Genomic DNA, 19526 nt, shown 5'->3' on the forward strand with positions numbered 1-19526 from the left:
GTTCGACGTCGTCGGTCGAGCCGGAGATCGAGAAATATCTCCGTCCTCGCTTCGAGGGGTGAAACGATGAGTGACGTCGAGGCCTCCGGAGCGTGTGACCACGAAGACCTGTGGAACGAGGGCGTGATAAACGACGGCGGCAACACCGTTCGGGTGTGGAGCTGCCGGGACTGCGACGCGTGGTTCAAGGAACGGCTCCCGGGGGAGACGTTCGGCGGCTGGATCGACGTGGAGTGAGCGGCCCGACGGCCGTCGGTTCGATGGTGTCGGCCGGTCTCGATACCGCTGGAAGCGCGTTTCGAGGTGCGAGACGGTATCTCCGACGAGACGAACCGCCCCCGATAAACCGATCCCCGATTCTCTTCGAGTTGGACGGAGGACCTGTCTTTACGTGAACTCGGGGTCGACACTGGGACGAGCGTGTGACTCGATGTACGACAGGATCCTCATCCCAACCGACGGCAGCGAGGGCGCACTGGCCGCCGCCCGCCACGGGCTGGCCCTCGCGACGGCCTTCGAGAGTCAGGTTCACCTCTTGAGCGTCGTCGACGAACGCACGTACAGCAGCTCGATCGCGGACGTGGATTCCGCGGTTCGAGCCCAACGCGAGGCGTTCGAACGGGCGGCGACCGAAGCGGTTCGAACCCTCGAAGAACTCGCTGACGAGACGCCAGTCACTTGCCACACGGCGGTGGAACACGGCGTCCCCCACGCGGTGATCGCCTCCTATCTCGACCGACACGACATCGACCTGGTATCGATGGGAACCCACGGCCGGACCGGCCTGGACCGGCTGCTCGTGGGGAGCGTGACCGAACGTATCGTGCGGACGAGCGACGTTCCGGTTCTCACCACCCGGCCCGAGGCCGACGAGCGCGACGGCTACGACCGGGTCCTGATCCCGACGGACGGAAGTGAGGCCGCAGCCGCTGCGATCGAACACGGTCTCGCGGTCGCGGACCGGTACGACGCACGGGTTCACGCGCTTTCGGTCGTCGACGTGAGCGGGTTGCTGGGCGCTCCCGACGTGGGAATGAGCCCCGATCTGGTCGATGCCTGGACCGAGTACGGCGAACGTGCGGTCTCGGAGGTCGCCGAGAGGGCCGCGGACCGCGGGCTCGACGTCACCACGGCGGTCGAACAGGGGCTCCCCTACCGCGCCATTCTGGACTACACACGTCAGGAGGGGATCGACCTCGTCACGATGGGGACACAGGGCAGAACCGGGCTCGAACGGTACCTGCTCGGAAGCGTGACCGAGCGTGTCGTCCGAACGAGCGACGTTCCAGTGCTCACCGTTCGATAGCTGCGGACACCGAGATATCGATATTGTCGTCGCGGCGCAGGGTCGGTCGCGTCCGATCGGTCCGACGGTACGTCGCCGAAGACCTGGGCGGACCCATGTCAGCACCGACCTTTTGCTCGCTCCCGCTCGGCCTATTGCCGGTTTCTCTCGATCTCCTCGGCCTCCGTCCGGACCGTCTCGACTGCCTCGGACTGCTCGCTTCGCGTCAACCCGCCAGCCTCGGCGAACCGGCCGTCGTACTGCCAGTTCGGGATCGACCCCCAGAATCCCCCGTTTCCGTCGTCACGTCGTTCCGTTCGGTGGCGCTTTCTCGCGACGCTCGCGACCAGCACGCCGACCAGTACCACCGCTGAGACGACGAGAATCCAACTCCTCTCGATGGCGGGTATCAACGGTGTGACGACCGGGAGGACGAACAGGAGGCCGACGAGTACGAGGGCGATCCGTGCTCGCCGCATACCGCCTCTTGTCGCGTGCTGCCCTTAAGTGTCGGTGGCGACCGCGAGCGCAAGGTTATCGGTCCGCTGCCGCGTTCGTCGGTCCGTATGCTACCCTGGGGGCACCTCGCGTTCGGCTACGTCTGTTACTCCGGTCTCTCCCGGTGGGTCTCCCGACGGCGTCCGGACGGCTCCAGCCTCGCGCTCGTCGCGCTCGGCACCCAACTCCCCGACCTCGTCGACAAACCGCTCGCCTGGACGTTCGGGGTGCTCCCGAGCGGGCGGTCGCTCGCGCACTCGGCGTTCACCGCGACGTTCGCAAGCACCGTCGTCTGGGACTTCTGCCGCCGACGCGGCCGCTCGGAGCTCGGGGTCGCGTTCGCCGTCGGCTACGCCTCCCACCTCGTCGCCGATAGCTATCGGGCGCTCCTCTCGGGGCGGTACGCCGCCCTCTCGTCGCTCGGCTGGCCCCTCCTCCCGCCCCCGCGATTCGACCACGAGGGCGGGATCGTCGACCACTTCCGAGGCCTCTCGTTCACGCCCGCCTTCGCGTTCCAGCTCGTTCTCGTCGCGCTCGCCGCCGTGGTCTGGGTCGCGGACGGCGCGCCCGGCCGGTCGGCGGTCGGGGACCGCCTCGCGAGGGTCGTCGACCGGGCTCGCGAACGGGAGCGCGCTATCCGATAGAGGTATGGAGACGGGCCGGAAGCATCGAACACCTATGGAGGCGGCCGACCGACCGTGAGCTACAGACGGGCGCTGCTCACCCGCTGGTCGCGCCGCGACCGGCTCACGGTGCTCGTGGTGGCGGTCACGACGGCGTTCCTCGTCGGGACGACCCTCCTGCTCGCGGCCGCCGGCGCGCAGACCGCGACGCTCGCGGGCGACCTCAACACCACCGCGACCGCCACCTACGAGGACTCGTTCACCGCCGCGAGGGACGACGCGGACCCGAACGACCTCGTCTTTCCCACTGCCGTGCTCCGGGCGGCCGACGGCTCCAGCCACCGGTTCATCGGCGTGCCGAACGGGACGCCGACCGAGATCGCCGACTCGTCGGTGGATTGGCGGCGTGCGACGATCCCCTCGCCGGGCGGCGGCGTGACGGGCCCCGTGACGAGCTCGACCCAGCGTCGGTTCCGGACCGCGAACGGTCCCACGACGCTCGCGATAGACCCGCAGACCGACACCGACTCGCTGTTTCCCGCCTCGTGGTACGTGGCGAACGCCTCAACCGTCCGGTCGCTCGGTGACGGCGACGTCGACGCGCTCGTGATCCACCCCGACGAACGCCTCACGGGGCTGCTGTCGGTGCCGACGGTCGGGTCGCCGCTCGTCGCGGCCCTCGTCTTCCTGTTCGCCGGGATGCGCCAGCTACTGACCGCGCTGCTCGCCGCGACGGTCGGGAGCGCGCTGCTCGTGCTCGTCGTGGTCTACAACGTCCTCCGGATGACCGTCCGGGACCGGATCCGCGCGATCCGGGTCATCCGTTCGACCGGCGGGACCCCCCGTCGGGTGCGGTGGCTGTTCGGGCTCCGGGCCGGGCTGATCGTCGGTCTCGGCGTCGCGCTCGGCTACGCGGTCGGGTTCGTCCTCACGAACGCCGTGGTCAACGTCGCGGTGTTCGCGGGGCTCCCGATCTCGCTCACGCCCTCGCTCACGCCGCTCGCGCTCGGCACGCTCGCGGTCGTGCTCCCGACGCTGGTGCTCGCGGGCGTACTGGCGGGCGTGCTCGCCGCCCGGACCGCGACGCGCCGTCCCCCGACCCGTCTCGGGGACGCCCCTCGACGCGCCGGTGCGCGGGACGACTCGACGTTCGGACGGCTCCGCTCGCGGCTCGCCCCGACGTTGCTCGACCCGCGGGCGGTGGTGCCGACGACGCTCACGCTCGCGGTGTTCGCGGTCGTGGTCGTGCTCATCGTCTCGCTCACGGGCGCGGTCGCGCCGCTCTCGACCCAGGACGAGGGGACGATCGCGGAGGCCGGCTCGGCCAACGTACTCAACAGCCGGATCGACGCCGACTACGCGACGGTGCTCCGCTCGCGCGGGATCGATGCCAGCCCCGAGATCATCCTCGCCCAGGCCGTCGACGGCGAGCCGTTTCTGGGGCTCGGCGCGAACTACACCGCCTTCGCAGCCGTCACGAACGCCAGCCTCGAACGCGGTCACGCGCCACGAACCGATTCACAGGCGGTCATCGGGGCGGACCTCGCGCGAACGCTCGACGTCGAGGTCGGCGATTCGCTGACCCTCGGGGGAAGCTTCTCGCCGGCGGTCACCAGGGTCACCGTGGTGGGCGTGTTCAGCGCTAGCGGGGTCGACGACGACCAGGTCGTCGTCCCGCTCCCGATGGCTCACCACCTCGCGATCCGGGAGGGGATCGTCCAGTACATCCGTACCAGCGGCGCGGCCTTCGACGGGATGAACGGGACGACCGCCCGCGCCAACGACACCATCACGGCGACCGTCGTCTCCGCACCCAACGTCACGGCGGCGAATCGTCCCGTCTCGGTCACGGTGCGTGCCGAGAACCCGGGCGACGCCGCCGCGACGCGCGAGGTCCCGGTCTCGATCGGGAACGTCACCCGAACCCGGTCGGTGAGCCTCGACGCCGGCGAGTCGACGCAGTTCTCGGTGTCGCTGCGTGCCCCCGCACCGGGCGAACGGACGCTCCGCGTCGGGTCGCGGAGCCAGCCGATCCGCGTGCTCGCCGCGAACGCGCTCTGGTTCCCCACCGAACTCCCCGGGACCGGGCCGCCGAACGCGACGCTGTTCGTCCCCGTCGTGACCCCCGACGAGGAGCCGATCCCGAACGCGACCGTCACCCTCGGCGAGCGGACGGCGAACACGGGCTCGAACGGCATCGCGCAGGTCACCCTCCCGGCCGAACCCGGGAGCTACGTCCTCCGGGCGAGCAAGGCCGACCGGCCGCCCGCGACCCACAACCTCACCGTCGCGACCGGGAGTCGCCGCGAGCCCTCGGCACGGCTGCAGGTCACGCCACGGAGCGGGAGCGTGCTCGAACGCCCGACGGCGAACGTCACGGTCGCGAACCCCTGGAACGCCAGCCTGACCCGTGAGCTCACGCTGAGCTCGGCGATAACGAATCGAAATCGGACCGTGACCCTCGACCCCGGCGAGGTCGCCTCGCTCAACGTGAGCGTCTTCGCGGGGGCCGACGGGCGCGCCTCGCCGGGCACGTATCCCGTCCGGCTGCTCTCGAACGGGACTCCCATCGCCCGGACGGAGTACACCGTCGAGGGCGACCAGCGGCTGTTCTCGGCGCTCGCGAGCAATGGGCAGTACTCCGGGAACGCGGGCATCGGCCAGGCGATCCAGAGCGTCTTCGGCAACGTCCAACTCCTGTTCGTGGTGATGGTGCTGCTCGCGGGGCTCACGACCGTCGGAACCACCGCCGCGACGTTCGCCCAGACCGTCCACGCCCGGCGGCGCGCCATCGGGGTCCACCGCGCGACCGGCGCGACCCCGCGGGACGTGCTCCGGACGGTGCTCGCGGACGTCTGTCTGATCTCGGTTCCCGCGGCCGTCGTCGCGCTCGTGCTCGCGGTCGGCACCCTCCGCGTCCTCGGGCGGGTCGGGGTGCTCACGCTGTTCGGGATCCGGCTCTCGGTCGCCACGCCGCCGTGGGTGCTCCTCGCGACCGCCGTCGGCGCGTTCGCGCTCTCGGTGCTCGGTGCCGTCCTCGCGACGACCCCGTTCCTCACCGGACCGCCGACCGGCCTCCTCGGCGAGACGACCGCCGAACCCGCGCACCGGGACCGGGAGAACCGGTGACCGGCCGATGACCGGCCGCCGACCGAGGAGGGTTTATCCTGACCCGGGGAGAAGGGTCGTCGATGACGACGCCCGTTCTCGACGCCGACCACCTCGGCGTCACCCGCGGCGGCACGGCGATCCTCACCGACGTCTCGATGACGGTCGCGCCCGACGCGCGGACGCTGGTTCAGGGGCCGAGCGGGGCGGGGAAGACCACACTGTTCAACGTGCTCGGGTTGCTCGACCGGCCGTCGAGCGGCACCCTCCGGGTCGAAGGGCGGGTCGCGGACTCGCTCGGGGAGCGCGAACGCGCCCGGCTCCGCCGCGAGACGATCGGCTTCATCTTCCAGGAGTTCCAACTCATCGCGGACCTCACCGCCTGGGAGAACGCGCGGTTGCCCCAGGAACACGCCGGCGGTGGCGATTCGTCGTGGGTCGACACCCTCTTCGACGCCCTCGGCATCGACCACCTCCGCGAGCAGTACCCCGCGACGCTCAGCGGCGGCGAGAAACAGCGGGTCGCGATCGCCCGCGCGCTCGCGAACCGACCGGCGATCGTCCTCGCCGACGAGCCCACGGGCCAGCTCGACCCAGAGACCGCCGACGGCGTTCTCGACCTCCTGTTCGACATGCAGGACACCGCCGGCACCGCGTTGCTCACCATCAGCCACGACCGGCGGCTCCGCTCGCGTTTCGAGGACGTCGTCCGGCTCGAAGACGGCACGACGAAGCCAGTACCCCGGGCGGGTTCCGACTCGTCGGACGGGTCGGCCGTTACGAACTCGTGATGGTGTAGTCGTCGGTCTGTGCCGTGGCGTTGTCGACCGTGAGACCGAAGGTGTAGCTGCCGGCGCTCCCGGTCTCGACGCCGCCCTCGAGGACCGCGACGATCTCGTCGCCGGGTTCGACGGTCACGTTCCCGTCGAGCGGGATCGTGAGCCGACGACCGTCGTCGGCCACCCGAACGTCGCGTTCGACGCTGGAAGCGAGGCTCTCGTCGGTCCGGTCGCGGGCGAGGCTCCCGTTCTCGTCGATCCCGGCGGTGTCGACGTTCGCGACCGAGACGTTCGTCAGGTCGAGCCCGCCGCCGGTCTCGATGGTGATGGTCTCGATCCCCTCGCTCGCCGTGGCGTCGGTCATGGTCGCGCGGGCGGTCAGGTTCACGTCGGTGGTGTTCTCGGTCGTTGGCTCGACCGTCACTTCGAGGCCCGACGCGTTGGTGGAGCCGTTGGCGAGCATCGTCGACGTGCCGGTCGTCGCGGCCGTCGACGGGGTCGTGCTCGATGCTCCCGTCGCCGTCGCCATCGTCGGCGCGCCGGTCGCCGTCTCCTCGACGGAGGCCTGAGTGGTGGCCACCGTGGTGCCACCGTCGTCGGTGTTGCCGCCACAGCCAGCGAGCAGCACCAGACAGACGAGCACGCCGGTCAGGAGCAATCGCGTTCGCGTCGGTCCCGTCGAGTCGTCGCCCCGGGACCGGGGTCGCTTCGGGTTCATTGATCGAGAGACGCCCGGCGAACGATAATAATCCTACTGGTCCGGGCGGAGAAATCGACGGTCGACGACTCGAAACGAATCCGCTATCGGTCGAATACCGGCGGAACTCCCAACCTTGATATAGCCGTCGGCAGTTGTCTCCATCGACACCACCGACGACCATGAGCAGCGAATCCGACGCGTGGCTGTTGGTTCCGCGGCCCCTCCGCCGCCTGCCGGTGGACCTCGTGGTCGTCGCGCTGCTGGTCGTTCTCACCGCGGTCTCGGCGCTCGTCCCGCCGATCAGCGGGACGCCGATCCGGATCGTGCTCGGGCTGCCGTTCGTGCTCTTCCTGCCGGGCTACGCGTTCGTCGCCGCGCTCTTTCCGGAGGCCGGCCGAACGACGGACCGGACGGAAGACGACGAGTCGGACGACCGGATCGAACGCGCTCGCGAGGACGGTATCGACGGGATCGAGCGCGTCGCCCTCTCGTTCGGGCTCAGCATCGCGGTCTCCCCGCTCATCGGGCTGGCGCTCAACTTCACGCCGTTCGGGATCCGGCTCGTTCCCATCGTCGTCGCCATCGGAGGGTTCACGCTCGTCGCGGTCGCCGTGGCCGCCGCCCGGCGGTTGGCGCTCCCGGCCGCGGATCGGTTCCGGATCCCGCTGGGCCGGTGGTACGCCGCCACCCGCACGGAACTGTTCGACCCCGAAACCCGGATGGACCAAGTGCTGAACGTCGTGCTGGCCGTGAGCCTCCTGCTCGCAGTGAGCTCGGTCGCCTACGCGGTCGCGACCCCGACCGCCGGCGAGTCGTTCAGCGAGTTCTACTTCCTGACCGAGAACGAGACGGGCGCGCTCACCGCCGAGAACTACCCCGAGAACTTCACCGAGGGCGCGGGCCAACCGCTCGTGGTCGGGGTCTCGAACCACGAACACCGACCGACGAACTACACCGTCGTCGCCCAGCTCCAGCGCGTTCGGGTGGCGAACAACACGACGCGGGTGCTGGAACGGAGCCCGATACAGCGGTTCAGTCCGCGATTGGCGGACAACGAGACCTGGACCCGACGACACACCGTCACGCCGACGATGACCGGCGAGCGGCTTCGATTGACATACCTCCTCTATCGAGGCCCGGCCCCGGCGAACCCGACGACGGGGAACGCCTACCGCGAGACCCACCTCTGGGTGAACGTGACGTCGTAACGACGTCGAAGGGCCCTCAGGGGGTCGTTGTTCGGTCGTTCGGGACCACCTCGTCGGGATAGTCGCGAACCGAGAACTCCGGTGAACGATCGCATCGGGAGCGCCGTCTCCGCGCTACTTGAGGAGTACGTGATTGCAGTGCGGGCACTCGACCATGTTCCTCGACTCCATCTCGTCGTCGGCCGGCCGGTGATAGTAGACGGTTCTGCCGCACCGTTCGCAGGCTGTCTTTGGCACCGCTCCCCCGTTCGGGCGAGCCGATGAAGTGCCGCCTGCTTGCAGTGTAACGGTCGACGGCACCCGGCGATTCGAAGCACGGTGCCGGTTCGAGTGACCGGTGTGAGGTGCGGGAGCCGTCGTCGGGATCGAACGGTGGTCGTGGCTATGCAGGCTGTTGCTCACCTGGCGCGCGGATCTGTTCGTAGAAGGCGACGCCGTACGCCGCCGTGAACGCGCCGATGATCCCGGTCGCTATCACGAGCCCGACCGAGAGCACGGCGGCGACCACCAGGAGGTCGTTTACGTCGTACAGCGTCGGGAGCGTGCCGACGATCCCGCCGATGGTCCCGAAGACCATCGAGAACAGCACCAGGATGGCCATGTAGCCGAGCGTGCTGAGCTTGTGTCCCCACACGACGCGGACGCTCTTCTTGAACCCGCCGACGGCACTTTCCCCGTCGAGGACGATCGCCTGGCCGAAGAACTGGACGAAGAACGAGAAGGCGAACACCAACACGAACAGCAACAGTACGAGACCTGCGAACACCAGCAGCGAACCCGTCCCCGCAGCACCACCGCTCTGGCCGATCCCCACGGCGACGAACCCGCCGACCCCGCCGACGATGGCGAGGACGACGAAGTAGACGACCATCGCTACCACCAACAGTAGATACGCACCGAACATCGAGACGTAGTTGGCCCGTCCCACACGGAGGAACGTCCGGAGACTCGTCTTCCCGTTGAGCGCTTCGGCGGCCATCCCGATGATCCCCCCGAAGTAAAACGGCAGGACGAACACGAACACGAGCGAGAAGAGCCCCGATACGACCAGCCCGATGTCCGTGGCGAGATACGGCGAGACCAACTGCGGTATCTGGAGGAGCGCGAACAGGAGCGTGACGACGATGATGACCGGGTTTCGCCTGACGGCGTTCACTGCCTCTCCGATCGCTGCTATTGCACCCATAACTCAACGGGAAGTACTCCTCCAATAAACGTTGTGTTCGTCCGTCAGGTAGTGTGGTTCTGGGGTCGATCCTCCGCCGAAGGTCTCCCCGTCTTCTCGGCACTCCCCGCACTCGGATCTGGACGCGACCGACGGCCGGAGGAAGTGCTCGTTCGGTTTAGAGCGTGAACGGGGGCAACAGAGCATCCCTCGTTAGCGCATGGCCGCATCTATCGCACTCCCACGCTATCTGTTCGCCACCGTTGACCTCCGAGATGGAGTACATCTCGTGTCCGAAGAGGGCGCATTTGAATTGCACTACTGTGCTCTACTCACAAACGAGGAAAACAAATGCGTGTCGGCTTTCGCTCGGTCGGATCCCGGGGACCGAAGTCACGATTCGACGGTGGTCGTGAGTCGAGATTCCTCGGCCGACGACACGCGCCGTAGCGACCGGACCGAAGGTACGGTTCGGCGGCGGTTGGTGGGTACACGGCCCACAACGATTATACTCGATGAGCCGACTAACGCGAATACGGCGATGAGTTCGAACGGGTCGCCAGTCGAAACGTGTGCTGAGTGCGGGGAAAACGTGCTGACGGCGTATCTCGACGACGACGTTTGTCCAGCGTGCCGTGACGAGTGAGGAGACGGTTTCACAGCGCCAGTAGCCGTTTCGCTTTTTGGAGCCGTCGTACTCAGTGGGCTGACACTCGCTCCGGAACACCGGGTTTCCGCTGTGAATCGGGAGAATCGCCGGGCGTGCCCGGAATTACTGTGGTCGCGTGTCGTTTACAGTGCCGACGTCGAGAGGGTGACCTCGTGGTCCGTCGCATCGGGACGCGGATCGGTGGAGAACGTGAGCTGTTCGAGCTCGAAGCTCCACGTCTCACCGCTCGGGAGGTCAGAGACGTTCGTGTAGTCGCTATCGAGAGCGGTGCCATCGTCAGTGAGAAACACGACATTTGCTTCGAGATATGAGATCGGCGAACCGGACATGTTCTCCGCACGACCGGTGACGAGCGGTCCGCTGTACTCATCGGCTGGCTCGTTGAGACTGCTCTCAAGCAGCTCGACGCCTTCCGGCGAGGGTGGCGAGCCCGGTATCGCCGAGGCGACCTCGACCTCTCCCTCAGCGGGTGGCTCGCTGGCGAGCGACGGTACGTAGAAGTTCCAGGTCTGACCCTCCTCAAGCCCCTCGAAGTATACCGAGTTGGTGTCTACGACGTCGCCGGCATCGTTGCGGAAGCGAGCCTGGAGTTCGATCGACGCGAGATACGATGGTGCGGTGAGTTCGCCCACCACGGCAGTGTCGGTAACTCCCGACGCACTCTCCTGTGAGAACTCGCTCGAATCGATACTCACGTCGGCGTTGCCACCGCCACTCCCACTCATCGACGTTCCCATGCCGTCGCCGCTCATCGTCGTCATCGGGCTCGGCGTCCGCATCGCCGTCGGCATCTCGGTGTCGCCACCCGCCGTCCGCATATCCCCGGCTTCGGTGTTCGAGTTCTCGCCTCCGGAGGTCGACATCCCGGTCGCCTCGCCTCCACCCGAAGCTTCCGTCGACTCGCCACCGCCGTCGGAGCCGTTCCCGCCGCCACTACTGCTGTTGTTGCCGCCCGTCTCACCGCTACATCCTGCGAGGCCAGCCCCTACTGCAATTCCAACGACCGATATGTACTTACGTCGGTGCATCACGAATAAATACAGGTTTGATCGGGATAGTTCTTTGTTTTCCGACAACAGTACACTCGCGAGGAACTGACGAACGGTTCGACTGTGGACCGCGGTATGATCCTGTTTGTGGGTTCTGTAAGTGGTGTTCCAACTCAGAAGGAGGCCGGTGAGCCTACGCTACGGTTATCCGCTAGTCCGTGATTTCTGAAGTACTGGTAACAGCCAACGTTTGCACTGGCGTTGCCCGTGATGCTGACATCACACCCTGCAAGGTACCCGTTGTAGAGCGTCGCTACTCGTGATCCAACGGATCCCTCTGGAATAGTCGAAACAATGCGGTAGGCTACTTCACCCTGACAAGAGCGATTGCCACCTGATTCATTGTGTGTCTTGATGTTGATCGCGTAGGATTTGAAGCGCGTATTGTTTCGCGATATCTGCGAGAGGTTGGCCGAAAGCGTCGCTGCTGGCGACGCGGTGTTGATAACGCCAGTATAGGTTTTGTTGTCTCCAGCCCCCTCATACGAACCATAGACTTGCGGGAGATCCCCGCGGCAACCACGGTCAGTAACCGTGATTGACGTCACACCGGGATCGTCGTCGAATGGCCCGATACCCGCTGTATATATTCCGTACCCAGAGAAGGCGACGACGATGAGGACCACGACGAAGATATCGTAGCGTCGGTTCATCGAATCAACCGACAGCTTCCGAGATATTTATAGTACGCCGATCTCTTTGGCGCAGCTGCATTCAGTGGCTTTCGCGTGTACCGCCTGAACTTATAGGATCGAGCGGAACACGTGCCTACTTCGTCTCGTAAAGCCCTGTTCTCTATATAAACGGCCGAGCTTGTGAAATCCCGATACGAAGCCAGGGGTGGGATTTGAACCCACGAATTCTCGATTACAAATCGAGTGCTTGCACCGCCCAAGCTCCCCTGGCGCGGGCGGGAGTTACCGCCCGTCGGATTTGTGGCTATCGCTTTCGAGCCGTTTCTCGAGATCCAGTCGCTGTGGCGTGTAGCCGTGTCGTTCGTAGAACCGCCGTGCGCCGTCGTTGTCGGCGAGCACCGAGAGCGAGACGACGTCGAACCCCTCGGCTCGAAGGGCGCTCTCCGCCGCGTCGAGGAGCGCACCGCCGATCCCCTCGTCGCGGCGCTCGGGGCGGACCACGAGGTTTCGTACGATACCCCGCGAGACGTCCTGGGCGTACTGCTCGGATTCCGGCCCGAACATCACGAAGCCAACGAGGTCGTCCGTCTCGTCGCGCGCGACCAACAGCCCGTCGGCGATGATGTCCCGGACGACCGCCTCGCGGATGGTCTGCCGGTTCGCCTCGGCGTGGAGGTGCGAACCGTGGGCGCGCTGGCCCCGCGCCAGCTCGACCCACATGTCGGCGATGGCGTCGGCGGCCTCGGTGCTCGGGGCCTCGATGGTCACGCCCGCAGCGCCTCGACCGCCGGGAGCGAGTCGCCCGCGAGCAGCGTCAGCGACGCGCCACCGCCCGTGCTCACGTGTGAGAACCCCTCGATGTCCAGCTTTCGGATCGCCGCCGCGGTGTCGCCACCGCCGACGATGCTGTACTCGGCCCCCGCGGCCGCGGTGTAGAGGTCACGGGTGCCGTGGGCAAACGTCTCCTCCTCGAAGACGCCCGCCGGCCCGTTGAGGATCACCGTCCCCGCCGACTCGATCACGTCGGTGTAGGCCGACACGGTCCGGCTCCCGACGTCCATCGCCGGCGAGTCGGCCTCCGGCGGGAACTCGTCCACGGCGACCTCGTGGCGCTCGCCGTCGCGCTCGACCGCGACGTCCCGGGGTACCTCGATCTCGTCGTAGGCGTCGAGGAGGTCGCCCGCGCGGTCGATCTCGTCCCAGTAACCGTGGTCGTAGACGAACTCCGAGGTCGCGGGGCCGAGCTCCGCGCCGCCCGCGAGCAGACAGACGTTGCCGACGACGCCCGCGGTGAGGACCGTGTCGGCGAGCCCGCGTTCGAGCACGCTCCGGGCGACGCCGACCGAGTCGCCGACCTTCGCGCCGCCGAGGAGGTAGACCCGCGGCGTCGGGGTCTCCTCGATCGCCCCCAGCACGTCGAGCTCGCGCTCCATCACCCGGCCGGCGTATCCGGGCAGTCGTTCGGGAAAGCCGACCAGGGAGGGCTGGGAGCGGTGGGCGGCCGCGAACGCGTCGTTGACGTAGACGTCGAGTACGGGTGCCAGCCCCTCGACGAGATGGGTGTTCGCGGCGTCGGCCGCCTCGAACTCCATGTACTCCTCGGCGTAGAAGCGGGTGTTCTCGAGCACAACGATTGTCCCCGGGTCGAGTCCCGCGACCGCCTCGCGCGCCGCCGTCGAGAACGTGGCGTCGCAGTAGCCGACGGGGGCATCGAGCAGCTCGTCGAGGCGGTCGGCGTGGGCGGCGAGGGTGGAGAAGTCGTCGTCGCCGGGCCGGCCTTGGTGGGCGAGCACCGCGACACGCGCGCCGCGCTCCGTGAGCTCCGAGAGGGTCTCGACGTGGGCGCGCAGCCGGGCGTCGTCGGCCAGCCCGCCGTCGTCGCTGGCGAGCGGGCTGTTGATGTCGATGCGGACCCCGACGGCGACGCCCTCCAGGTCGAGGTCGTCGAGGGTTTGGAGCATTGCTATCCCTATTTCGGGGGGCCGGCAAATCCCTTTCCCTCCGAACGCACCGCCCCGCCCTCGGTTCGAGACCGTGCGACCCCGGGCCGGTGAGGAAAGCTTATTAGCACATCCCTACCGCGATTCATGTGGAACACTATCATGGGTATTGCTGAGACCTACTCTCGCGGCCGAAACTACCTCGCCGAGCAGCCGCTCGGTTTGCTCGTCGCGGTCGTCTGCGTGATCTTGTCGCTCGATCTCGTTCGCAAGCTGCTCGACGGCTCGCTCTCGGCGCTCAGCCTCGGTATCTTCGTGAAGGAGGGGCTGATCCTCGGGCTCGAACTCGGCCTCGCCGGCGTGGGCCTCTCGATGACCTACTCGATCCTCGGCTTCGCGAACTTCGCACACGGTGATTACATCTCGACGGGCGCGTTCGCCGGCTGGGCGACGACCTACGTCGTCGCGGGCTTCGGCGTGCTCCCGCTCGGCGACCTCGTCCTCGTCGGCGTGAGCGGCGACGCCACCGCGGGCGACGTCGGCGTCAGCGTGGTCTCGACCCCGCTGGCCGTCGTCGCGGGGCTCGTCGTCGCGGTGGGCGTCGCGATCGTTCTCTCGCTGGTCCTCGACCGCGTGGTCTACAAACCCATGCGCAATCAGGAGGGGATCGCGCTCCTCATCGCGAGCATCGGGGTCGCGCTCGCGCTCCGCTACCTCCTCGCGTTCGTCTTCGGCACCAGTGCACCGGGCGTCACCGGCGGGGAGGTCCCGGGGTTCACCGTCCCCGGCGTCGGGATCCAGATAAACGCCCACGAGGCCACGCTCGCGGTCTGTACCGTCGTCCTGCTCGCCGGCGTCCACGTCCTGCTCCAGTACACCAAGCTCGGCACCGCGATGCGCGCGATGGCCGACAACCGCGACCTCGCACGCGTCACGGGTATCCCGACCGAGCGCGTCGTCCGCATGACCTGGATCATCGGTGGGGGGCTCACCGGGGCGGCGGGCTACCTCGTCACGCTCGAAACCGGCACCATCAGCTTCGACTTCGGCTGGACGCTCCTCCTCTTGATCTTCGCCGCGGTGATCCTCGGCGGGATCGGGTCGGTCTACGGCGCGATGTTCGGCGGCCTCGTGATCGGGCTGGCCAGCCAGGTCTCGCTGGTCTGGATCCCCTCGGACTTCACGACCGCCGCGGCGTTCACCGTGATGATCGTGGTCCTCGTCGTGAAGCCCTCGGGGCTGTTCAGCGGGGTGACGACCACATGAGCGCCGTCGAGGGACTGCGCCGACGGCTCTCCGGAACGGACACGACCCTCGTGCTCGGGGTGCTGTTCGGGCTCTACGCGCTCTACATCGTCTTCGGCTGGATGCTCGGGCTCGGCGTCGGCGGGATCGTGAGCACCCTCCAGCAGGTCACGTTCCTCGCGGCGGTCTACGCGCTCGTGGCGCTCGCGTTGAACCTCCAGTGGGGCTACGCCGGCCTGTTCAACATCGGTGTGGCCGGCTTCATGGCCGTCGGGGCCTACACCATGGCGATGCTGACCGCGCCCGTGAACCCCGAGGTCGGCGGGATCCCGGGACTCGGACTGCCGCTCTGGGTCGGTATCGTCGGTGGGATGCTCGCGGCGGCGCTGGTCGGCGCGCTGGCGGCCCTCCCCGCGCTCCGGCTCCGGGCCGACTACCTCGCCATCGTCACGCTCGCGCTCTCGGAGATCATCCGGTTGGTCTTCAACTCCACCCCCGTGCAGACCTTCTCGCTCGGCGGAGTCGACCTCGGCACCGGCGGCGCACGCGGTATCCAGGCCCCGACCAACCCGGTCGGCGCGCTCTACTACACCGACCCCGCGAGCCCGGCGGCGGGCACCACGGGTCTCGGAAACGCGGTCTTCGGGTTCTTCTCCGGGCTCGGGATCGGCGACACCACGGTCGTGGACTCGACCTACACCCTCGTGCTCGTGCTGTTCGTCGTCGGCTTCTACCTCCTGCTCTCGCGGGTCGGGAACTCGCCGTTCGGCCGGGTGCTGAAGGCCATTCGTGAAGACGAACTCGTGGCGAACGCGCTGGGGAAGAACACCCGCCGGTTCAAGATCAAGACCTTCATGCTCGGCTGTGCGCTGATGGGGCTCGCCGGGATCCTCTGGCAGGGGAGCCAGGGCCGGATCACGCCCGCGCAGTTCCTCCCGATCGTCACCTTCTACGTCTTCATCGCGGTGATCATCGGCGGCTCGGGGTCGAACACCGGGAGCGTCATCGGCGGCGCGCTGTTCGCGGGCCTCCTGTTTCTGGGGCCGACCTACGTCGGGCGGATCGTCGGCAACTTCTTCGACCTCGGGGGCGGGCCGAACACGTTCACGGCCGCCGTCGGCGCGCTCGGAGCCTTGAACCCGGAACCGTTAGTGGCGTACGCGCTCAGCGACATCGCCAGCCTCCGGTTCGTCCTGCTCGGGGTCGTGTTGGTCTACCTGATGCAGAACCGTCCCGACGGACTGCTCGGCCATCGGACGGAACCCGCGGCGGCGGTCTCGCTCGCGCGACCCACTCCCGACGACGAGTCCACGGCCGCCCACACCGACGGCGGACCACGAACGGAGGAAGGCCGATGAGCGACACCGGCGATACCGGGCAGACGGAGATCATCGAAGGGACGGAAGGCGGTCCGGAGAACCTCTCCGAGATCGACCCCGAGGCCGAATCCGACGTCGAACGCGCCGCCCGTCGAACCCCCCCGGGCAAACCCCTCCGAGTACGCGACCTCAGAAAGGAGTTCGGCGGGCTGACCGCGGTCGACGGCGTGAGCTTCGACATCGTGGAAGGGTCGCTGACGGGGCTCATCGGGCCGAACGGCGCGGGGAAGTCGACGACCTTCGACTGCATCACGGGTGTCCACCGCCCCACCGGCGGCTCGGTCCACCTCCGCGACGAGGAGATCACGGGACTCAGACCCCACCAGATCGCGAACCGCGGGTTGGTTCGAACCTTCCAGATAACCCGCGAACTCACCGAGATGACGGTGCTCGAGAACATGCTGCTCGCGCCGCGGGGACAGCGGGGCGAGTCGCTCTGGCGGTCGGTGTTGCCCGGTGCGCGCGGTGGTGTCCGCACCCAGGAGCGCGAACTCCGCGACCGGGCGTGGGAGACGCTCGAACGCTTCGAGATCGACCACCTCGCCGAGGAGTACGCGGGGAACCTCTCGGGTGGTCAGCGCAAACTCCTCGAGATGGCGCGGGCGCTGCTCACCGACCCCGACGTCGTCCTGCTCGACGAGCCCCTCGCGGGGGTGAACCCCACACTCGAACGCAAACTCCTCGCGCAGGTCCACGAGCTTCGCGAGGAGGGCTACACCTTCCTCCTGGTCGAACACGACATGGACGTGATCATGGAACACTGCGAGCGCGTCATCGTGATGCACCAGGGTCGCGTGCTCGCCGACGACGACCCCGCAGCCGTCAGATCGAACGAGCGCGTCATCGACGCCTACCTGGGGGCGAACGTATGAGCGACGACGCGACGGACGAGTCCACCGACGAAAACGGTCCAACAGACGGAGGCGACCCGACGGATGGGAACGAACCAACTGTAGAGGAGTCGGCGGACGGAAACGGATCGGGTACGGACGCGTCGACGACGGACGAGTCAGTAACGGGCGGGACAGCCACGGGGTCCCCCGCCGACCTGCTCGCGGTCTCGGGGCTCGACGCGGGCTACGGCGACCTCCAGATCCTCTCTGAGGTGGATCTCGACGTCCACGACGGCGAGTACGTCACCATCGTCGGGCCGAACGGTGCGGGGAAGTCGACGGTGATGAAGACCGTCTTCGGGCTCACGACCTACATGGGCGGGGAGATACGGTTCGCCGACGACGACATCAGCGGTCTCGCACCCGAGTCGATCATCCACCGGGGACTGAGCTACGTCCCGCAGAACGAGAACGTCTTCGCGGGGCTGTCGGTCCGCGAGAACCTCAATATGGGCGCGTACATCCTCGATTCGGTGCCTCAGGACCGACTCGACTGGGTGTTCGAGCGGTTCCCGATCCTCGAAGAACGCCAGACACAGCGTGCGGGCACGCTCTCGGGTGGCCAGCGCCAGATGCTCGCGATGGGACGGGCGTTGATGCTCGACCCCGACCTCCTGATGCTCGACGAACCCTCGGCGGGGCTCGCACCGGACCTGGTCGACGAGATGTTCGACCGGATCGACGCCATCAACGCGTCGGGCACGGCTATCTTGATGGTCGAACAGAACGCGGTCGAAGCGCTCTCGCGGTGTGACCGGGGTTACGTGCTGGTCCAGGGTCAGAATCGGTTCGAGGACACCGGCGAGGCGTTGCTCGACAACGACGAGGTGCGCCAGGAGTTCCTCGGCGGGTAGCCGACTACCCGCTGGTGGCGTTCGTACTCGAATTGCCGCCGCCACCGCTCCCACCGCCGCCACCCGCGCTGAACTCGACGGTGTCCTCCTGTTCGACGCTGCCGTCCTCGGCGTAGGCGAAGATCTCGTAGGTCACGGACTCGACGTCACCGTTCTCGTCGAAGTTGACGCTGCTTGATGCGCCCTGGTAGTTTATCTCCTCGCCGTTGGCGGCCATCCGAACCCCCTCCGCGAGGTTCTCGGGGCCGACGGCCGTTCCGCCGGGGTTGGCGACGGCCGCGACGTTCTCCTGGACCGCCGGACCGCTGTTCTCGCCCGCGGCGGCGTTGGCGAGGATCTGGACCGCGGTGGCGTCGTAGGCCTGCGAGGTGAACACGCCGGGTTCGTTGCCGTACTGTTCCTGGAAGGCGTTCGTGAAGAACTCCTGGGCGGGCCCCGCGGCGAGCGGTGCGGTGCCGATCACGTTCGTCATCGACTGGCCGACGTTGCCCGGGAGCTCGGGGTCGCGCAGCCCGTCGGTCACCATGATGGTCGTGTCGCGGCTGTAGTTCGAGTAGTAATCCCGGAAGAGCTGGTTGCCGCTCTCGGGGTAGCCGATCACGAGGAGGCCGTCGGGGCTCGACGACATCGCCTGCTGGAGCTTCGAGGTGTAAGAGGACTGGGCCTTCTCGAAGGAGACCTGCGCCGGTACGTTCCCCTCCCCGAAGGCTTGGACGAAGCTGTCGGCGAGCGCCTGGCCGTAGGAGTTGTTGACGTACATCACCGACACCGTCGAGGCGTCGACGCGTTCGTTCGCCACCTGTGCCAGCACCTGCCCCTGGAGTGCGTCCGAGGGCGGTGTTCGATAGACGTAGCCGTTGTCCTGGAGGTCGGTGATGTCGGGCGAGGTGCTCGACGGCGAGACCAGCACGACCTGGTTGGGGATCGCGACCTCCTGGGCCACCTGGATCGTGGTCTCGGAGGAAGCCGCACCGGTTATCGAGGGGTAGCCACCGTCGACCAGCGACTGCGCCGCGGTGATGCCGGCCTGCGGGTCGGTCTGGGTGTCCTCGGTCTGGGTATCGATCGTGAAGCCGAGGTTCGAGCTACTCAGCTGGCGGGCCGGCAACAACGCCCCCTGCTGGATCGGCTGACCGACCGAGGCGAGGTCGCCCGTCGTCGGCAGCAGGACGCCGACCTTGATCGACCGATCCCCGCCTCCACCCCCACCGCCACCGCTTCCGCTGCTCGTGCCGCCCCCGCCGCCACTGGTTCCGGACCCACCACCGCTGGTTTCGCCACCGCCGCCACCACCGGTCCCCTCGCCGCCGCTCCCGCCACCTCCACCGCTGGTGCCGTTGCCTCCACTCCCGCCGTCGTCGCTCGCACACCCGGCGACGCCAGCGATACCGGCCACGCCGAGAGCCGCGAGAAATTCACGCCGTTTGCGATCACGTGACATGATACCGAAACACTTCGTTGATGAGGTGATAAGTCTTCCCCATCGTTTCGGCCG

18 protein-coding genes and 1 tRNA gene are annotated in these 19526 nt (G+C 67.6%); 10 read left to right on the top strand and 9 right to left on the bottom strand.

Translation table 11 applies throughout. From position 1 onward, the window contains the following. Positions 1-66 precede the first annotated feature (66 nt). Complete coding sequence (locus tag GT355_RS04815; protein ID WP_158589414.1) at positions 67-237, top strand: hypothetical protein; 171 nt, start codon at positions 67-69, stop codon at positions 235-237. A gap of 193 nt (positions 238-430) precedes the next feature. Beyond that, on the top strand, positions 431-1306 hold the full coding sequence (locus GT355_RS04820) for a universal stress protein (RefSeq protein ID WP_160133568.1): 876 nt from the start codon (positions 431-433) through the stop codon (positions 1304-1306). Between the two features lie 131 nt (positions 1307-1437). Here GT355_RS04820 and GT355_RS04825 read toward each other — a convergent pair whose 3' ends face one another. Next, positions 1438-1764 carry a hypothetical protein gene (locus GT355_RS04825; RefSeq protein ID WP_160133569.1) on the bottom strand — a complete coding sequence of 109 codons (327 nt, stop codon included), beginning with the start codon at positions 1762-1764 and terminating at the stop codon, positions 1438-1440. 87 nt (positions 1765-1851) lie between these two features. Between GT355_RS04825 and GT355_RS04830 the strand changes: the two genes are divergently transcribed. The 3 genes from GT355_RS04830 to GT355_RS04840 all read left to right on the top strand — a co-directional run bounded on the left by GT355_RS04830 (position 1852) and on the right by GT355_RS04840 (position 6305). Further along, positions 1852-2427 carry a metal-dependent hydrolase gene (locus tag GT355_RS04830; RefSeq protein WP_160133570.1) on the top strand — a complete coding sequence of 192 codons (576 nt, stop codon included), beginning with the start codon at positions 1852-1854 and terminating at the stop codon, positions 2425-2427. A gap of 54 nt (positions 2428-2481) precedes the next feature. Continuing rightward, a complete protein-coding gene (locus tag GT355_RS04835; RefSeq protein ID WP_160133571.1) occupies positions 2482-5535 on the top strand; it encodes an FtsX-like permease family protein in 3054 nt (1017 codons plus the stop codon). Between the two features lie 62 nt (positions 5536-5597). Further along, a complete protein-coding gene (locus GT355_RS04840; protein ID WP_160133572.1) occupies positions 5598-6305 on the top strand; it encodes an ABC transporter ATP-binding protein in 708 nt (235 codons plus the stop codon). Here the strand turns inward: GT355_RS04840 and GT355_RS04845 are convergent. Beyond that, a complete protein-coding gene (locus GT355_RS04845) occupies positions 6292-7011 on the bottom strand; it encodes a hypothetical protein (RefSeq protein WP_160133573.1) in 720 nt (239 codons plus the stop codon). The two genes, GT355_RS04840 and GT355_RS04845, sit on opposite strands and share 14 nt — an antisense overlap. A 161-nt stretch (positions 7012-7172) precedes the next feature. Between GT355_RS04845 and GT355_RS04850 the strand changes: the two genes are divergently transcribed. After that, positions 7173-8201, top strand: coding sequence for a DUF1616 domain-containing protein (locus GT355_RS04850; protein ID WP_160133574.1), 1029 nt, complete (start codon positions 7173-7175; stop codon positions 8199-8201). A 382-nt stretch (positions 8202-8583) separates the two neighbouring features. Here GT355_RS04850 and GT355_RS04855 read toward each other — a convergent pair whose 3' ends face one another. From GT355_RS04855 to GT355_RS04880, 6 genes are all read right to left on the bottom strand, one after another. Further along, positions 8584-9387, bottom strand: a complete 804-nt coding sequence (locus tag GT355_RS04855; RefSeq protein WP_240145715.1) for a DUF7847 domain-containing protein — start codon at positions 9385-9387, stop codon at positions 8584-8586. 771 nt (positions 9388-10158) lie between these two features. Further along, on the bottom strand, positions 10159-11064 hold the full coding sequence (locus tag GT355_RS04860) for an FxLYD domain-containing protein (RefSeq protein ID WP_160133575.1): 906 nt from the start codon (positions 11062-11064) through the stop codon (positions 10159-10161). Between the two features lie 134 nt (positions 11065-11198). Next, positions 11199-11738 (bottom strand): hypothetical protein, encoded by a 540-nt coding sequence (locus tag GT355_RS04865; protein WP_160133576.1) that lies wholly within the window; start codon positions 11736-11738, stop codon positions 11199-11201. A gap of 179 nt (positions 11739-11917) precedes the next feature. Then, positions 11918-11991: transfer RNA gene (locus GT355_RS04870), tRNA-Thr, on the bottom strand. An 11-nt stretch (positions 11992-12002) separates the two neighbouring features. Further along, positions 12003-12488: a GNAT family N-acetyltransferase gene (locus tag GT355_RS04875; protein WP_160133577.1), complete on the bottom strand. Its 486-nt coding sequence runs from the start codon at positions 12486-12488 to the stop codon at positions 12003-12005. Continuing rightward, on the bottom strand, positions 12485-13681 hold the full coding sequence (locus tag GT355_RS04880) for a phosphoglycerate kinase (RefSeq protein WP_160133578.1): 1197 nt from the start codon (positions 13679-13681) through the stop codon (positions 12485-12487). Before GT355_RS04880 ends, GT355_RS04875 begins: the two co-directional genes overlap by 4 nt. A 141-nt stretch (positions 13682-13822) precedes the next feature. Here GT355_RS04880 and GT355_RS04885 point away from each other — a divergent pair, with 141 nt between their 5' ends. From GT355_RS04885 to GT355_RS04900, 4 genes are read left to right on the top strand one after another with little or no spacing between them, the layout of a single operon-like run. Further along, complete coding sequence (locus tag GT355_RS04885; protein ID WP_160133999.1) at positions 13823-14926, top strand: branched-chain amino acid ABC transporter permease; 1104 nt, start codon at positions 13823-13825, stop codon at positions 14924-14926. After that, positions 14923-16263 (top strand): branched-chain amino acid ABC transporter permease, encoded by a 1341-nt coding sequence (locus GT355_RS04890; protein WP_160133579.1) that lies wholly within the window; start codon positions 14923-14925, stop codon positions 16261-16263. Before GT355_RS04885 ends, GT355_RS04890 begins: the two co-directional genes overlap by 4 nt. Continuing rightward, a complete protein-coding gene (locus GT355_RS04895) occupies positions 16260-17156 on the top strand; it encodes an ABC transporter ATP-binding protein (protein ID WP_160133580.1) in 897 nt (298 codons plus the stop codon). Before GT355_RS04890 ends, GT355_RS04895 begins: the two co-directional genes overlap by 4 nt. Continuing rightward, entirely contained in the window at positions 17153-18031 is an 879-nt protein-coding gene (locus GT355_RS04900) for an ABC transporter ATP-binding protein (protein ID WP_160133581.1), read from the top strand. The genes GT355_RS04895 and GT355_RS04900 overlap by 4 nt, the downstream gene beginning before the upstream one ends. 4 nt (positions 18032-18035) lie before the next feature. On the opposite strand, the gene GT355_RS04905 is transcribed toward GT355_RS04900, so the two are convergent. After that, positions 18036-19472 carry an ABC transporter substrate-binding protein gene (locus tag GT355_RS04905; RefSeq protein WP_192927960.1) on the bottom strand — a complete coding sequence of 479 codons (1437 nt, stop codon included), beginning with the start codon at positions 19470-19472 and terminating at the stop codon, positions 18036-18038. Positions 19473-19526: the final 54 nt, after the last annotated feature.

Origin of the sequence: Halococcus salsus (genome assembly GCF_009900715.1) — an archaeon.
GTDB lineage: Archaea > Halobacteriota > Halobacteria > Halobacteriales > Halococcaceae > Halococcus > Halococcus salsus.

Excerpts from the sequence above, each read along its gene's own strand:
- GT355_RS04815 (WP_158589414.1), top strand. The coding sequence starts at position 67 with ATGAGTGACGTCGAGGCCTCCGGAGCGTGTGACCACGAAGACCTGTGG.
- GT355_RS04820 (WP_160133568.1), top strand. The coding sequence starts at position 431 with ATGTACGACAGGATCCTCATCCCAACCGACGGCAGCGAGGGCGCACTG.
- GT355_RS04825 (WP_160133569.1), bottom strand. The coding sequence starts at position 1,764 with ATGCGGCGAGCACGGATCGCCCTCGTACTCGTCGGCCTCCTGTTCGTC.
- GT355_RS04830 (WP_160133570.1), top strand. The coding sequence starts at position 1,852 with ATGCTACCCTGGGGGCACCTCGCGTTCGGCTACGTCTGTTACTCCGGT.
- GT355_RS04840 (WP_160133572.1), top strand. The coding sequence starts at position 5,598 with ATGACGACGCCCGTTCTCGACGCCGACCACCTCGGCGTCACCCGCGGC.
- GT355_RS04845 (WP_160133573.1), bottom strand. The coding sequence starts at position 7,011 with ATGAACCCGAAGCGACCCCGGTCCCGGGGCGACGACTCGACGGGACCG.
- GT355_RS04850 (WP_160133574.1), top strand. The coding sequence starts at position 7,173 with ATGAGCAGCGAATCCGACGCGTGGCTGTTGGTTCCGCGGCCCCTCCGC.
- GT355_RS04855 (WP_240145715.1), bottom strand. The coding sequence starts at position 9,387 with ATGGGTGCAATAGCAGCGATCGGAGAGGCAGTGAACGCCGTCAGGCGA.
- GT355_RS04860 (WP_160133575.1), bottom strand. The coding sequence starts at position 11,064 with ATGCACCGACGTAAGTACATATCGGTCGTTGGAATTGCAGTAGGGGCT.
- GT355_RS04865 (WP_160133576.1), bottom strand. The coding sequence starts at position 11,738 with ATGAACCGACGCTACGATATCTTCGTCGTGGTCCTCATCGTCGTCGCC.
- GT355_RS04880 (WP_160133578.1), bottom strand. The coding sequence starts at position 13,681 with ATGCTCCAAACCCTCGACGACCTCGACCTGGAGGGCGTCGCCGTCGGG.
- GT355_RS04885 (WP_160133999.1), top strand. The coding sequence starts at position 13,823 with ATGGGTATTGCTGAGACCTACTCTCGCGGCCGAAACTACCTCGCCGAG.
- GT355_RS04890 (WP_160133579.1), top strand. The coding sequence starts at position 14,923 with ATGAGCGCCGTCGAGGGACTGCGCCGACGGCTCTCCGGAACGGACACG.
- GT355_RS04895 (WP_160133580.1), top strand. The coding sequence starts at position 16,260 with ATGAGCGACACCGGCGATACCGGGCAGACGGAGATCATCGAAGGGACG.
- GT355_RS04900 (WP_160133581.1), top strand. The coding sequence starts at position 17,153 with ATGAGCGACGACGCGACGGACGAGTCCACCGACGAAAACGGTCCAACA.
- GT355_RS04905 (WP_192927960.1), bottom strand. The coding sequence starts at position 19,472 with ATGTCACGTGATCGCAAACGGCGTGAATTTCTCGCGGCTCTCGGCGTG.